Source organism: Comamonas halotolerans (genome assembly GCF_030162935.1).
Classification (GTDB): Bacteria; Pseudomonadota; Gammaproteobacteria; order Burkholderiales; family Burkholderiaceae_C; genus Comamonas; species Comamonas halotolerans.
The window spans coordinates 643,752-657,127 of the sequence record NZ_JASAUZ010000001.1 but is presented as its reverse complement, the minus strand read 5'-3'; the positions used below and the strand labels follow the sequence as shown (position 1 = coordinate 657,127).

Genomic DNA, 13,376 nt, shown 5'->3' with positions numbered 1-13,376 from the left:
TTTCAGATAACTGCTATCTGAAACCCTTTTTCATGGGTATTGGTGATGGCTGTGAATTAATCGTTTTCAGTGCGTGGATCACCGTATGTATTGTCTTGAGGCGGTTGTGCTGGAACGCGAAACTCTTCCGCCGCCCAGGCGCCCAAATCTATGTCTTTGCAGCGTATGCTGCAAAAGGGGCGCGATGCATTCGATGGCGCAAACAGACTTGGGCCTCCACATGTGGGGCACTTCACGGTGGTTGAGTTCGCAGTGTTGTTGCTCATGCTCACAGTCTGACACAGGCAGGCGCTTAGGCGCACAGTGTGAGTTCGAAAACCGCGTTTTCCGTGGTCGATTGCAGGCTGCCACTTTCGTTGGGTCGTACCAGACGCACAGACACCATCAAGCGATTGGCGCTGATTTCCGGAATCAGTCCAGAATCAGAGTCAATACGTAGGCGCAGCAGCTGGTAAGCCTTGCCTGCTGGGAGGGACTGCATGAATTGACCATTCGTGGCAGCGACCTTTTGTGGCGTGCCTGTTTCGCGAAGCAAGCCTAGCAGCAAGACAAGTGAATCGGACAGGGGCCGCAGGCATTGTGTCCACTGCTGCAAGTCGTCCTGGCGCTCATGAGCGGGCTTGCTTTGCCAGCGGTGATAGGCCGGAAGATCGAAACTGCTTGTTCCGCCAGGAATTCCAATACGGCTGCGGATGGCCATTAGCCAATCTATTTCAGTCAACGGCTGGCCGGTTTTACCAGTTTGGGCATGCAAGGCTGTATAGCAATGATCCAGCTGCGCAATGATGTCATCAAGCATGTCTTGCGCAATTGCAGGGTTGTCACGCAATCCTTCAAAAAGACTTTTGTGTCGATCCAGATCACGCAAAAGGTCCAGCTTCAGGTCGGCGCGGGCTGCCACGTCCATAATCTCGAAGATGGTTGCCAACGCGAAGTGGTGATCCACTGGCGATTCGCGTGTGACGAGTTCAAACAAACGCCGAAACAGTTGTTCCAGTCGCAAATAGGTGCGTAACCGTTCGTTGAAAGGGTACTCGTAAAGAATCACGCTGGCAGTATCCCCATAGGCACAGGCGGAAAAGTGGGAGTTTGCAGCGTCAGCACACCCAGCAGTTCAAGTGTTGCGGACGCATTGGCTACCATCATAGCTGTAACTGCGCTGAAATTGATAGCACTTCTTGACGCAATTGGGTGAAATCTATTGCGTCGTTATAGATTACATAATCGGCTGCAGACCGGCGTTGCTGTCTAGAGGCTTGAGCTGCCATGATTTTTTCTATGGCTGGGCGTTCTAGGCCATTGCGTGCGATGACGCGCTGGATCTGGGTGCTTTCCTCACAATCAACCACAAGCACAGCATCAACTTGTTGACGCCAGCGGGCAGACTCGACCAGCAACGGCACATCAAAAACCAGCAGCGGTGCACCGCAGGCTTCCGCTTGCAGGGCTTGTCGTTCTGTCAAATGGGCGATCAGAGGGTGAATGATGGCTTCCAGGCGCTGCCGTGCGCCGGGATCCTGGAACACCAAATTACGCATGAAAGCTCGGTCCAGTGCTCCGCTTTCATCGATTGCTTCTGAACCAAACGCGGCCTCGATTTGGGGAATGGCGAGACCTCCCGCTGCAGTGAGGCTGCGCGATAAGGCGTCAGCATCAATGATCACGGCACCATTTTCGCCAAGCAACTGCGCAACAGTGCTTTTACCACTGCCAATTCCACCAGTCAGTCCAATACGTTTGGCTCGTTGCATGTCTATCCGCTCAAGGCATTCAAGAAAGGGGGCAAGATGTTTTCTGAGCCAAAGAGCATGGCGGCAAAACCAGCGCCTGCCAAGAAAGGACCGAAAGGAATGTAACCGCCTTCACGCAATTTGCTGTTGAATTTCATCACAATGCCAATGATGGCGCCAATCACAGAAGCCATCAAAATCATAGGGATCAAAGCTTGCCAGCCAAACCATGCACCCAGTGCGGCAAAAAGCTTGAAATCACCGTAGCCCATGCCTTCTTTGCCTGTCAGCATCTTGAAGACCCAGTAAATGCTCCATAACGAGAGGTAAGCAACTGCAGCGCCCCAAAGGCTGCTGCTCAGGGTAATGCCGGTCCAGCCTAAGCTGGTGGCCAGCAAACCAGCCCAAAGAAGAGGTAGTGTGAGGGAATCAGGCAGGTAGGTGGTATCCCAGTCAATCATCGCCAGAGTGAGCAGGGTCGCACTGAATCCACACCATACCCAAGCTGATGCAGACCAGCCCCAGTGATGCACGCACCACGCAAACAGGAGTGAACAAACAATTTCCACCAGCGGGTAACGCACGCTGATGCCTTGTTTGCAAGCTTTACATTTGCCACGCAAAAGCAACCAACTGATGACAGGAATATTTTCATACCATGCAATCGGATGGCTGCAATGGGGGCAGCGTGAGCGAGGGGAGCTCAAGGTGATGGTAGGTGCCGCTGAACTGTGCTCCAGTCCAGCTTTGTGGGCTTGATGTTGAGCACATTCATCATCCCATTGCTGCTCCATCATTTGTGGCAAGCGATGGATGACGACGTTCAAAAAGCTACCTATAAGCAAGCCCAGCAAAGCTGCCAGAGCAATATATCCCACTACAAAAGAATGCATCAAACCACCTGTCCCAGCTTGAAGATGGGCAGGTACATTGCCACTACGATGCCGCCAATAATGCCGCCCAGGAAAACGATGATGATGGGTTCCATCAGGCTGGAGAGCCCCGAAACCATTTCATCGACTTCTTGTTCATAAAAGTCAGCAGCTTTGCTCAGCATGTGATCGATTGAGCCTGATTCTTCGCCAATCGCACACATCTGCAGCACCATGGAAGGGAATACATTGCTGTTGCTCATGGCAATGTTCAAACTGGTGCCGGTTGATACCTCGTTTTGAATGCGGTCCGTGGCTTCTTTGTACACACTGTTGCCGGAAGCGCCACCCACTGAATCCAATGCTTCAACCAAGGGAACGCCTGCAGCGAACATCGTGGAGAGTGTTCGTGTCCAGCGTGCAACGCAGGATTTGTCGATCAGTACGCCGAAGATCGGCATCTTCAAGAGTAAACGGTCCATGACGCGCTGAACCTTGGGACTGCGCTTCCAGGCTTGCATGAAAAAGTAGATGCTGCCGCCAATCACTCCGAAAATCAGCCACCAGTATTCGACAAAGAATTCGCTGATTCCCATTACCAGCAACGTTGGTGCAGGAAGGTCCGCGCCAAAGGAAGTGAAAACTTCCTTGAAAGCTGGAATCACAAAAATCATGATCACAGTCACCACGATAAAGGCTACGATGATCACCGAGATCGGGTACATCAGCGCAGACTTGATTTTACCTTTGATGGCCTCGGTCTTTTCCATGTAAGTAGCCAAACGATCCATCAACGTTTCCAAAATACCAGCGGCTTCACCTGCCTCAATCAGGTTGCAATACAACGCATCGAAATACATGGGGTGTTTGCGAAATGCCATGCTCAAAGCGGTACCGGTCTCCACATCTTGGCGAATATCGTTAAGTAGTTTGGTTACGCTGGCATTGGCGTTGCCGCGTCCCACGATGTCAAAGGACTGCAGCAGAGGCACCCCTGCCTTCATCATGGTGGCCATTTGCCGGGTGAACAGCGCAATGTCTTTGGGTTTGATCCTCTTGCCAGCTCGCATGCTGCGTTTTTTCAGCTTGGTCATGAAGATACCCTGGCGGCGTAGCGAGGCCTGGACTTGTGCTTCGCCAGAGGCTCTCATTTCTCCGTGAATTTCCTTGCCTTGTCGGTCTTTGCCAGTCCACTCAAAGATAAATTCTTTGGCATTGGCTTTGCCCGTTGCTGCGTATGCCATAGCGCTGTTCCCTCTGCGATCAATATTGTTGTGCTAGCAGTTGCTTGCAACTGGTAGTGCTGCTGCGTGAATGTGTCGGCGTTAGAGATTGGTGACGGCTAAAACCTCCTCCAATGAAGTCACACCTGCTTTCACTTTGTCCAGACCGGACTCACGCAATGACTTCACGCCCTCCAGCTTGGCTTGGGCTGCAATATCCAAAGCGCTGCCATCGCGCAAAATGATTTGCTGTATCTCTTCGGAAATGGGCATGACCTGATAGATGCCTACTCGACCTTTGTAGCCGTTATTGCAAGCGCTGCAGCCCACTGCTTTGTAGGGCACCCAAGATCTGTCAAGGTCTTCTTCTGTAAAACCTGCTTCCAGCAAGGTTTCATCAGGCACATCGCTGGGCTGTTTGCACTGCGCGCACAGACGCCGAGCCAGACGCTGGGCAGTAATCAAGATCACGCTGGAGGCAATGTTGAATGGCGCAATTCCCATGTTGCGCATGCGGGTCAGCGTGGTGGGAGCGTCGTTGGTATGCAGTGTTGAAAGCACCAAGTGACCGGTTTGCGCAGCTTTGATGGAAATGTCTGCTGTTTCCAGATCGCGGATTTCCCCGACCATGATGATGTCCGGATCCTGGCGCAGAAAGGATTTGAGCGCGGCAGCAAAGGTCAGCCCTGCTTTCTCGTTGACATTGACCTGATTCACGCCAGGCATATTGATTTCAGACGGATCTTCGGCCGTTGAAATATTGACACCGGGCTTGTTGAGCAAGTTCAAGCAACTGTAGAGAGAGACTGTCTTACCAGAGCCTGTTGGACCAGTTACCAAAATCATGCCGTAGGGACGCTGAATGGCATCCAGCAAACGTTTCTTTTCTTCGGCCTCATAACCCAATGCATCGATACCCATCTTGGCGCTACTTGGGTCCAGAATGCGGATCACGATTTTTTCGCCAAACAGCGTAGGCAGTGTGGAGACACGAAAGTCAATGACGCGGTCCGCTCCTATTTTGAGCTTCATGCGTCCGTCTTGGGGGACCCGCTTTTCGGAAATGTCCAGGCGCGAGATAACCTTGATGCGTGAGGCCAGCTTTTCCTTGATGGCAATGGGCGGTGTTGCAATTTCACGCAACTCACCATCAATGCGAAACCGCACGCGGTAAGTGTGTTCGTAAGGTTCGAAGTGCAAGTCCGATGCCCGCATGTTGAAGGCATCAATAAGCATTTTGTGCAGAAACTTCACTATGGGTGCATCTTCGACTTCTGCTGCACCCAGGTCTTTATCGTCTGTCTCAGGGATATCTTTGATGTCGTCAAACTGGAATTCACTATCACTGCTATAGGAATCCAGTGCTTCGGTCACATTTTTGCTGGCAGCCTCCACTAGGTGTGACAGCTTGTCATACTCCACAATGATCCAGTTCACCCCCATTTGTGCCGTGAACTTGATTTTTTCAGCAGCTTCTTGGTCGGATGGGTCTGCGGTTGCAACGTACAGTCGGTTGTCACGTTTTAGTAATGGCAATACCTTGTGGCTTGCGCACATCTTCGTGTCGAGCAAATCCTTAGGCAAGCGCACCGGATCGACGGCGTCTAAATCCAGCAAAGGGGTACTGAAAATGCGTGATATGCAATGCGCTAGCTCCTTTGCCGAAAGTTGACCCCCTGAGATTAGTTGGGAGACAAAGCTTTGCTTGTTGGCATTGGCCTTGCGTGACACTTCCTCTGCCACCGCTTCAGACAGATGTCCCGCGTTGACCAAGGCGCGGGCTAAACCAGTAAGTGCGGATGGTGAGGTTGAAGTGAGAGAGGTAGATGGTGTTACGGTTGTCATTGCCCAGATTCAAGGGCCCCCGGATTCAAGGGGCATGACCTAGAATCATCACCCATCACCGTGCAGCTGTATAGATGCAAAAAGCCTGCGTCAGCAGGCTTTTTGCATATGTTTTGATGCGCTCGGGATAAAGTGCGCATTTCGTTGCTTACATGACTATGTGCGGCGTAGCAAAAGCTGAGATGCGAGCTGTTCCATGGCTTGTGTGTAAGCGTTCACAGGTAGCTTCTTGAGAGCATCAATAGCGCGAGTGGCTTCATTGTGTGCAGCTTGGCGAGTTGCCTCCAGTGCTCCTGTCGCTTTGACAATGCGCAAAATGTTTTGCAACTGATCCGTCGAACCTTGTTCGATAGCATTGCGCACGGTTTGAGCATCTTCTGTGTTTGCACGTTGCATGGCAATGATCAGTGGCAATGTGCATTTACCTTCGCGCAAATCATCACCCAGATTCTTGCCCATTTCTTGTGCATCGCCATCGTAGTCCAGCACATCATCAATGATCTGAAAAGCGGTGCCCAATGCTTGCCCGAAGGTGGCACAAGCTGTTTCAACCTCCGCGTTGGCACCGGCCAGGATTGCTGCAATCTGTGTGCTGGCTTCAAACAGTTTTGCGGTCTTGGAGCGAATCACATGCAGATAACCGGCTTCATCGAGTGAGGCATCGTGCGTGTTGATCAATTGCTGGACCTCTCCTTCGGCAATGATATTGGTCGCCTCGGACAATACTCGCAGAATGCGCATATTGCCCGCTTCGACCATCATCTGGAACGAGCGCGTATGCAGAAAGTCGCCCACCAAGACACTTGCTGGATTGCCAAAAGATTCGTTTGCAGTCGGACGTCCTCGGCGCATGGTGGACTCGTCGACCACGTCGTCATGCAGCAAGGTTGCGGTGTGGATCAACTCCACCACGGTTGCCAGTGAATATTTGATGGGGTTGCTGTCGCCCAAAGCGTTACTCACCATCAAAAGCAAAGCGGGACGCAGACGCTTGCCGCCCGCTGCAATGATGTAGTGGGAAATCTGGCCGATCAGGGGGACGCTGCTGGTCAATCGCTGGGCGATGACGCGATCCAGAGCCTGCATGTCTTCGGCAATCAGAGCGAGTGGATTGGAGGTGTGAGTTGCTGTTTTCAAGGTAATGCCACCGTGAGAGGGCCTGATTATAGGAAGAGCTGCCGAATGTCCTAGCGGGAATGGGGGTGAGGCTTAGACGTGAAAAGGTGTTTGTGCGTACAATAGTCGGCTTCCGTGGAAATTCGTCTACGGAGACTCAAGAATCGAAAGAGGTTTACATGTACGCGGTCATAAAAACCGGTGGCAAGCAGTATCGCGTTGCCGCTGGCGAAAAAATCAAGGTAGAACAGATTGCTGCGGACGTAGGCCAGGAAATCGTGATCGACCAAGTTTTGGCAGTCGGCAACGGCGCAGAACTGAAGGTTGGCACACCCCTGGTGTCCGGCGCATCTGTGAAGGCAACTGTGGTTGCTCACGGCAAGCACGACAAGGTACGCATCTTCAAGCTGCGTCGTCGTAAGCACTACGCCAAGCACCAAGGCCATCGCCAGCAGTTCACAGAACTGCAAATTGTGGCGATTGCCGCTTAATTCCCAAGGAGCTAAGTCATGGCACAGAAAAAAGGCGGCGGCTCTACGCGCAACGGACGTGATTCCAAGCCAAAAATGCTTGGTGTGAAGGCCTTTGGTGGCGAACTGATCAGCGCAGGCTCGATCATTGTGCGTCAACGTGGTACCAAGTTCCATCCCGGCACCAATGTTGGCATGGGCAAGGATCACACTTTGTTTGCTTTGGTTGATGGCCACGTGTCTTTTGACACCAAGGGTGCTCTGTCCAAGCACACTGTCAGCATCACGCCTGCTGCTTAAAGCAACAAGCGTCATCTGACACAACAAAGCCCCGACGCGTCGGGGCTTTGTTGTTTTCACAAGGGCGTAATGTCCTTGCTCAGCAAAGCTGCCAGGTGCATGGCTTATGCTTTTGGATTGGCACAACGTGTGCTGGTCACTCTAATGAATCACGGGAAAGCCTCATGAAGTTCGTCGATGAAGCCTATATTGAAATTGCCGCGGGCGATGGTGGTAATGGTGCAGCCACGTTCCGACACGAAAAATACAAGGAATTCGGCGGACCTGACGGTGGTGACGGAGGCCGCGGGGGCCACGTCTATGCCGTGGCCGATGTAAATTTGAATACGTTGATTGACTACCGTTATTCCCGCCGCCACGAAGCGCAACGCGGCGAAAACGGCATGGGCAATGACATGTTTGGCGCAGCCGGTAAAGACATTACCTTGCGTCTGCCTGTAGGCACCATCATCAGCGATGAGGCCACGGGTGAAGTGCTTCACGAGCTGCTAACACCAGGTGAAAAAATTGTGCTGGCCCGGGGTGGAGATGGTGGTTTTGGCAATCTGCGTTTCAAAAGCGCGGTGAACCGTGCACCACGCCAAAAAACGCCCGGACGTGCGGGCGAGCGTTTCAGCCTGAAGCTGGAGCTGAAGGTTCTGGCCGATGTGGGGCTGCTGGGCATGCCCAATGCAGGCAAGTCCACATTTATCTCGTCAGTGTCGAATGCACGCCCGAAGATTGCAGATTACCCTTTCACCACATTGCATCCTAATTTGGGCGTGGTGCGTGTGGGGCCTGAACAAAGCTTCGTGATTGCGGATATTCCTGGCTTGATTGAGGGTGCTTCAGACGGGGCAGGTCTGGGGCACCAGTTCTTGCGCCATCTGCAGCGTACACGTTTGCTGCTGCACATTGTGGATCTGGCGCCGTTTGATGAGGGCGTGGACCCTGTTGAGCAAGCCAAGGCCATTGTGCAGGAGTTGAAAAAGTACGACGAAGAGCTCTACAGCAAGCCGCGGTGGCTGGTGCTCAACAAGCTGGACATGATTCCGCAGGAAGAGCGTGCTGCCAGGGTCAAGGATTTTGTGAAGCGTTTGAAGTGGAAGGGGCCGGTATTCGAGATCTCCGCGTTGGCTCGAGAAGGCACGGAGCGTCTGGTGCAAGAGATCTTCAAGCATGTGCATGTCGTACAACAAGCGGAGCAACCATCAGAAGCAGAGTACGATCCACGTTTTGCGGGTGATGCACCCGAATAAAGCGCAGGCTTATTGCTTCTTGATTAATAGCGGCAAGTACTTGTTGTTTGATAAGTGCTTGTCGCCATAAAAACTCACAATCATGTCTTCCCGTGTTTTGCAGGATGCGCGTCGCATCGTAGTCAAGGTCGGCTCCAGTCTGGTGACCAATGAGGGGCGTGGCCTCGATGAAGCAGCCATTGAAGAGTGGTCGCGCCAATTGGCGGCCCTTGTACATGGTGATGATGGTATTCGCCGTGAGGTGATCATGGTCTCCAGCGGTGCGGTGGCGGAAGGCATGAAGCGCCTGGGATGGGCTGCGCGTCCCAAGGAAATTCACGAGTTGCAGGCAGCGGCAGCCGTGGGGCAGATGGGGTTGGTTCAGATGTATGAAACCAAGCTGCGCACTCACAACGTCGGCAGTGCGCAAGTGCTGCTCACTCATGCAGACCTGGCCGATAGAGAGCGTTATCTGAATGCGCGCTCAACCTTGCTGACTTTGTTGCGATTGGGTGTGGTGCCGGTTATCAATGAAAACGATACCGTTGTGAATGATGAAATCAAGTTTGGCGACAACGACACCTTGGGAGCGTTGGTGGCCAATTTGGTAGATGCCGATGCCTATGTGATCCTGACTGATCAAAAGGGCTTGTATACCGCGGACCCCCGCAGCAACCCCGATGCCAAGTTTGTGCACGAGGCGCAGGCTGGTGACTCGGCGCTGGAGGCCATGGCAGGTGGTGCAGGCTCAAGCATTGGTAAAGGGGGCATGTTGACCAAAATTCTGGCCGCCAAACGGGCTGCGGGTTCCGGAACGTCCACAGTCATTGCCTGGGGTCGTGAGCCAGATGTTCTTTTACGTCTGATTCGTGGCGAGGTGATTGGTACATTGCTGGTGGCTCCTACGCACAAAAATCAGGCACGCAAACAATGGATGATGGACCATTTGCAATTGCATGGATCGGTCTTCATTGATGCCGGAGCGGTGCAAAAGTTGCAAGCAGCGGGCAAGAGCTTGCTACCTGTGGGTATGGTCGCAGTAGAAGGCGATTTTTCTCGGGGCGATGTGATTGCAGTGCGCGATGCAGCAGGCAAGGAGATTGCACGGGGTTTGGCCAATTACTCCAGCTCTGAAGCGCGTCTGCTGTGCAAGCACGCTTCGTCGGAAGTGGAGCAATTGCTGGGTTATCGTGGTGAGCCAGAAATGGTGCACCGTGACAATATGGTGGTGCTGCATTGATGCGGGCCGGAGCATGCTGCAACCAGCAGTCATAATAAAAAATCCCGCTGTGCCATGGGGCAAGCGGGATTTTTTATTTAGCGATTGTTGGCTTCATTTTGTGGGTCAGGGTCAAAGCTGGCTCCAGGGGGCAGTTCCATGCCAGGGTTTTGAACCAGACCATGGTTGCGAAGCACTGCCGTAAAGCGAGGCTGTGTAGCAATGGGCTCGGGCTGACCGTCACGTGGTCGCATGCCACTGCGCAGATAACGATTACGCTGTTGCTCACTGCGAGGGACAAAGCGGGCCAGCTCTGTCAGCGCCATCTCGTAAACGCCACGCTTGAACTCCACCACTACATCCAGTGGTACCCAGTAATCATTCCATCGCCAAGCGTCGAACTCAGGGTGGTCTGTGGCGCGAAGGTTCAAATCCCAATCTTGGCCGAGCAGCTGGAGCAAGAACCAGATTTGCTTTTGGCCTTTGTAATGACCTCGCGCATCACGGCGTATGTAACGATCCGGCACCTCGTAGCGCAACCAGTCCCTTGTTCTTGCGACCACGCGAACGTGGTTGGGCTTCAACCCCACTTCTTCATGCAGCTCTCGAAACATGGCTTGTTCAGGACTTTCTCCCCGGTCAATGCCACCTTGCGGAAACTGCCAGCTGTGGGTGCGAATGCGTTTGCCCCAGAACACCTGGTTCTTCTGGTTGAGCAGGATGATGCCGACGTTCGGGCGAAATCCGTCCCGGTCAAGCATAATCGAACCCCAATTCTCTATATTGCGATCATTATGCACGGCAGTCTGTGCCCAGCCAAACTGCCATAGCTTTATCCCGCTCTGTCTCCCTCATGAAAGCCTCCCAATTTCTTATCTCCACCCTGAAAGAAGCTCCGGCTGATGCCGAAGTGGTCAGCCACAAGCTCATGATGCGGGCTGGCATGATCAAAAAGCTGGGTGCCGGCATCTACAACTACATGCCTATGGGCCTGCGTGTGATTCGCAAGGTCGAAGCCATCGTGCGCGAAGAAATGAACCGTGCAGGTGCCATTGAAGTGACCATGCCCGTGGTGCAGCCTGCAGAGCTATGGCAGGAAACAGGCCGTTTTGAAAAAATGGGGCCTGAGTTGCTGCGCATTCAGGATCGTCATGGCCGTGACTTTGTGATTCAACCTACCTCTGAAGAAGTGGTGACTGACATTGCCCGCCAAGAGTTCAAGAGCTACAAGCAGCTGCCCAAGAACCTTTACCAGATTCAGACAAAGTTCCGCGACGAGCGTCGTCCACGCTTTGGTTTGATGCGTGGGCGTGAATTCATCATGAAGGATGCTTACTCCTTCGACAAGGACCGCGATGCTGCTCAAATCAGCTATCAAACCATGCGTGAAGCCTACAAACGCATCTTTGATCGCTTCGGTTTGCAGTACCGTGCAGTACGTGCCGATTCGGGTGCGATTGGTGGTGACCTGAGCGAGGAGTTTCAGGTGATTGCATCCACCGGTGAGGATGCCATCGTCTACTGCCCTCACAGCGATTACGCTGCCAATATTGAAAAAGCGGAAGCCTTGGCACCTACTGCTACACGTCCTGCAGCGAGCAAGGTCATGGAGAAGGTGGCGACACCTGGCAACAGTACCTGCGAGGCCGTGGCAGCGCAACTGGGCCTGCCTTTGAGCCAAACCGTCAAGTCTCTGGTGTTGGCCACCGATGAGACCAATGAGCAAGGCGAAATTGTGAAAACCCAGGTCTGGCTGCTGCTTCTGCGCGGAGACCATGATATGAATGAAATCAAGGTGGGCAAGGTGGAGGGTCTGGCCAACTTCCGGTTTGCTTCCGTGTCTGAAATCGAAGCGCACTTTGGTTGCCAGCCCGGTTACTTGGGTCCCGTCAACGTGAAGAAGCCTGTGAAGCTGGTGGTGGATCGTGAAGTTGCCATCATGGCGGACTGGGTGTGCGGTGCCAACGAAGTGGATTTCCACATCACAGGCGTAAACTTTGGCCGCGATTTGCCTGAGCCTGAAGTGATCGCAGACCTGCGCAATGTGGTGGCCGGCGACAAGTCACCCGACGGCGCTGGTGAACTGGCCATTGAGCGCGGCATTGAAATTGGCCATGTCTTTTATCTGGGCACCAAGTACTCCAAGGCCATGGATGCCACCTTCCTGGGTGACAACGGGAAGCCCCAGCACTTTGAAATGGGTTGCTATGGCATCGGTGTGACGCGTTTGCCAGCGGCTGCTGTGGAGCAGAACCATGATGAGCGCGGCATGATCTGGCCTGATGCGATTGCACCTTTCACGGTGGTGATCTGCCCGATTGGCATGGGGCGAAGCGAAGCTGTGAAGGAAGAGGCATTCAAACTGTATGACGCTTTGCTGGCTCTGGGTGTGGATGTGATCTTGGACGACCGTGACGAACGTCCAGGCGCTATGCTGGCTGACTGGGAGTTGATCGGTGTGCCACACCGCGTGGTTCTGGGTGACCGTGGCCTCAAGGAAGGTGTAGTGGAGTACCAGGCCCGCCGTGATACGGAGGCTACCAAGCTGGCAGTGAGCGATGTGCTGGCACACCTCAAAGCGAAGCTGGGTTTGAACTGATTTGCATCAAGCATTCCAGGTAAAGGCAGCTTTGGCTGCCTTTTTCGCTTGCTGGAGGCATGCTTTGTCAGGAAACTTCGCCTGTAGCAATAAAAAGATACAAGTACGGGATGAGGGAGTTGCACGCATTGATCACACGGCGCGCCTGCTTGGGTATGGGCTTGGCGTGCGCTGCAGTGGGGACTGTACCGGCCTATGCAGGCGCGCAGCTGGAAGAGCCCCTGGCAGATGCGGTGCGCAGTGCCCTGAGTGCCGCAGTGCGCGACTTGGCTCCTCCTGAGCCGTTGTTCGCCTCAACGGATGCGAGGGTGGAATACCTGCGCTGGCTGACCACCATGAGCGACCGTTTGCGCCGCCGCATGTCCGGCTGGGAAGAGCGACGTGACTTTCTCCAGACCGTGTGGTACGAAGCCAAGCGGGCGGGCCTGGATGTCTCGCTGGTACTCGGCCTGATTCAGGTGGAGAGCGGGTTTCGGAAATTCGCAGTGTCGGTTGCAGGGGCTCGTGGCTTCATGCAAATCATGCCGTTCTGGACGCGTGTGATTGGCGATGGTGACCCTGGCAAACTGTTTCACATGCAAACCAATCTGCGTTTTGGCTGCGTCATATTGCGCCATTATCTTGTGCGTGAAAAAGGCGATTTGTTTATGGCGCTAGGGCGATATAACGGCAGTCGCGGCAAAGACAAATACCCCAATCTTGTGCTTGGCGCACAGCGTCAATGGCAGTTCAATCCGGATTCCGTGCGGGTGTAGCGGAGCATCTTGCTGCATCGCAGGGGAGAT

At 53.6% G+C, this 13,376-nt stretch carries 14 protein-coding genes; 6 read left to right on the top strand and 8 right to left on the bottom strand.

Annotated features, from left to right (window positions below):
• Nucleotides 1–56: 56 nt before the first annotated feature.
• From QEP11_RS03090 to QEP11_RS03060, 7 genes are all read right to left on the bottom strand, one after another.
• Nucleotides 57–266 (bottom strand): DNA gyrase inhibitor YacG, encoded by a 210-nt coding sequence (locus QEP11_RS03090; RefSeq protein WP_284335109.1) that lies wholly within the window; start codon nucleotides 264–266, stop codon nucleotides 57–59.
• A gap of 26 nt (nucleotides 267–292) precedes the next feature.
• The gene (gene zapD / locus QEP11_RS03085) at nucleotides 293–1,048 is read right to left on the bottom strand and encodes a cell division protein ZapD (RefSeq protein ID WP_284335108.1); all 756 of its coding nucleotides are present in this window, start codon (nucleotides 1,046–1,048) and stop codon (nucleotides 293–295) included.
• Between the two features lie 94 nt (nucleotides 1,049–1,142).
• Complete coding sequence (coaE, locus tag QEP11_RS03080) at nucleotides 1,143–1,751, bottom strand: dephospho-CoA kinase (protein WP_284335107.1); 609 nt, start codon at nucleotides 1,749–1,751, stop codon at nucleotides 1,143–1,145.
• A gap of 2 nt (nucleotides 1,752–1,753) precedes the next feature.
• Nucleotides 1,754–2,623 carry a prepilin peptidase gene (locus QEP11_RS03075; RefSeq protein ID WP_284335106.1) on the bottom strand — a complete coding sequence of 290 codons (870 nt, stop codon included), beginning with the start codon at nucleotides 2,621–2,623 and terminating at the stop codon, nucleotides 1,754–1,756.
• Entirely contained in the window at nucleotides 2,623–3,846 is a 1,224-nt protein-coding gene (locus QEP11_RS03070) for a type II secretion system F family protein (protein WP_284335105.1), read from the bottom strand. Before QEP11_RS03070 ends, QEP11_RS03075 begins: the two co-directional genes overlap by 1 nt.
• Before the next feature lie 81 nt (nucleotides 3,847–3,927).
• Nucleotides 3,928–5,670, bottom strand: a complete 1,743-nt coding sequence (gene pilB, locus QEP11_RS03065) for a type IV-A pilus assembly ATPase PilB (protein WP_284335104.1) — start codon at nucleotides 5,668–5,670, stop codon at nucleotides 3,928–3,930.
• A 156-nt stretch (nucleotides 5,671–5,826) separates the two neighbouring features.
• Nucleotides 5,827–6,756 (bottom strand): polyprenyl synthetase family protein, encoded by a 930-nt coding sequence (locus tag QEP11_RS03060; RefSeq protein WP_284335206.1) that lies wholly within the window; start codon nucleotides 6,754–6,756, stop codon nucleotides 5,827–5,829.
• Between the two features lie 209 nt (nucleotides 6,757–6,965).
• Here QEP11_RS03060 and rplU point away from each other — a divergent pair, with 209 nt between their 5' ends.
• The 4 genes from rplU (at nucleotide 6,966) to proB (ending at nucleotide 10,013) form a co-directional block, all read left to right on the top strand.
• Entirely contained in the window at nucleotides 6,966–7,277 is a 312-nt protein-coding gene (gene rplU, locus QEP11_RS03055; RefSeq protein WP_284335103.1) for a 50S ribosomal protein L21, read from the top strand.
• Between the two features lie 18 nt (nucleotides 7,278–7,295).
• Nucleotides 7,296–7,556 (top strand): 50S ribosomal protein L27, encoded by a 261-nt coding sequence (gene rpmA, locus QEP11_RS03050; protein WP_284335102.1) that lies wholly within the window; start codon nucleotides 7,296–7,298, stop codon nucleotides 7,554–7,556.
• A 164-nt stretch (nucleotides 7,557–7,720) separates the two neighbouring features.
• Nucleotides 7,721–8,794, top strand: coding sequence for an Obg family GTPase CgtA (gene cgtA, locus QEP11_RS03045; RefSeq protein ID WP_284335101.1), 1,074 nt, complete (start codon nucleotides 7,721–7,723; stop codon nucleotides 8,792–8,794).
• A gap of 82 nt (nucleotides 8,795–8,876) precedes the next feature.
• A complete protein-coding gene (gene proB, locus QEP11_RS03040; RefSeq protein WP_284335100.1) occupies nucleotides 8,877–10,013 on the top strand; it encodes a glutamate 5-kinase in 1,137 nt (378 codons plus the stop codon).
• Between the two features lie 77 nt (nucleotides 10,014–10,090).
• Here the strand turns inward: proB and QEP11_RS03035 are convergent, their stop codons facing one another.
• On the bottom strand, nucleotides 10,091–10,753 hold the full coding sequence (locus QEP11_RS03035; RefSeq protein WP_284335099.1) for an RNA pyrophosphohydrolase: 663 nt from the start codon (nucleotides 10,751–10,753) through the stop codon (nucleotides 10,091–10,093).
• Nucleotides 10,754–10,845: 92 nt separating this feature from the next.
• Between QEP11_RS03035 and QEP11_RS03030 the strand changes: the two genes are divergently transcribed.
• Both QEP11_RS03030 and QEP11_RS03025 read left to right on the top strand, forming a co-directional pair.
• Entirely contained in the window at nucleotides 10,846–12,591 is a 1,746-nt protein-coding gene (locus QEP11_RS03030; protein WP_284335098.1) for a proline--tRNA ligase, read from the top strand.
• A 110-nt stretch (nucleotides 12,592–12,701) separates the two neighbouring features.
• The gene (locus tag QEP11_RS03025; RefSeq protein ID WP_413788664.1) at nucleotides 12,702–13,346 is read left to right on the top strand and encodes a lytic transglycosylase domain-containing protein; all 645 of its coding nucleotides are present in this window, start codon (nucleotides 12,702–12,704) and stop codon (nucleotides 13,344–13,346) included.
• The last annotated feature ends 30 nt before the right edge of the window (nucleotides 13,347–13,376 follow it).

What these genes read in the sequence shown, in the direction of transcription:
- coaE (WP_284335107.1), bottom strand. Translation starts at nt 1,751, where the DNA reads ATGCAACGAGCCAAACGTATTGGACTGACTGGTGGAATTGGCAGTGGT.
- QEP11_RS03090 (WP_284335109.1), bottom strand. Translation starts at nt 266, where the DNA reads ATGAGCAACAACACTGCGAACTCAACCACCGTGAAGTGCCCCACATGT.
- rpmA (WP_284335102.1), top strand. Translation starts at nt 7,296, where the DNA reads ATGGCACAGAAAAAAGGCGGCGGCTCTACGCGCAACGGACGTGATTCC.
- QEP11_RS03035 (WP_284335099.1), bottom strand. Translation starts at nt 10,753, where the DNA reads ATGCTTGACCGGGACGGATTTCGCCCGAACGTCGGCATCATCCTGCTC.
- QEP11_RS03070 (WP_284335105.1), bottom strand. Translation starts at nt 3,846, where the DNA reads ATGGCATACGCAGCAACGGGCAAAGCCAATGCCAAAGAATTTATCTTT.
- QEP11_RS03030 (WP_284335098.1), top strand. Translation starts at nt 10,846, where the DNA reads ATGAAAGCCTCCCAATTTCTTATCTCCACCCTGAAAGAAGCTCCGGCT.
- QEP11_RS03075 (WP_284335106.1), bottom strand. Translation starts at nt 2,623, where the DNA reads ATGCATTCTTTTGTAGTGGGATATATTGCTCTGGCAGCTTTGCTGGGC.
- QEP11_RS03025 (WP_413788664.1), top strand. Translation starts at nt 12,702, where the DNA reads ATGAGGGAGTTGCACGCATTGATCACACGGCGCGCCTGCTTGGGTATG.
- cgtA (WP_284335101.1), top strand. Translation starts at nt 7,721, where the DNA reads ATGAAGTTCGTCGATGAAGCCTATATTGAAATTGCCGCGGGCGATGGT.
- QEP11_RS03060 (WP_284335206.1), bottom strand. Translation starts at nt 6,756, where the DNA reads ATGCAGGCTCTGGATCGCGTCATCGCCCAGCGATTGACCAGCAGCGTC.
- pilB (WP_284335104.1), bottom strand. Translation starts at nt 5,670, where the DNA reads ATGACAACCGTAACACCATCTACCTCTCTCACTTCAACCTCACCATCC.
- proB (WP_284335100.1), top strand. Translation starts at nt 8,877, where the DNA reads ATGTCTTCCCGTGTTTTGCAGGATGCGCGTCGCATCGTAGTCAAGGTC.
- rplU (WP_284335103.1), top strand. Translation starts at nt 6,966, where the DNA reads ATGTACGCGGTCATAAAAACCGGTGGCAAGCAGTATCGCGTTGCCGCT.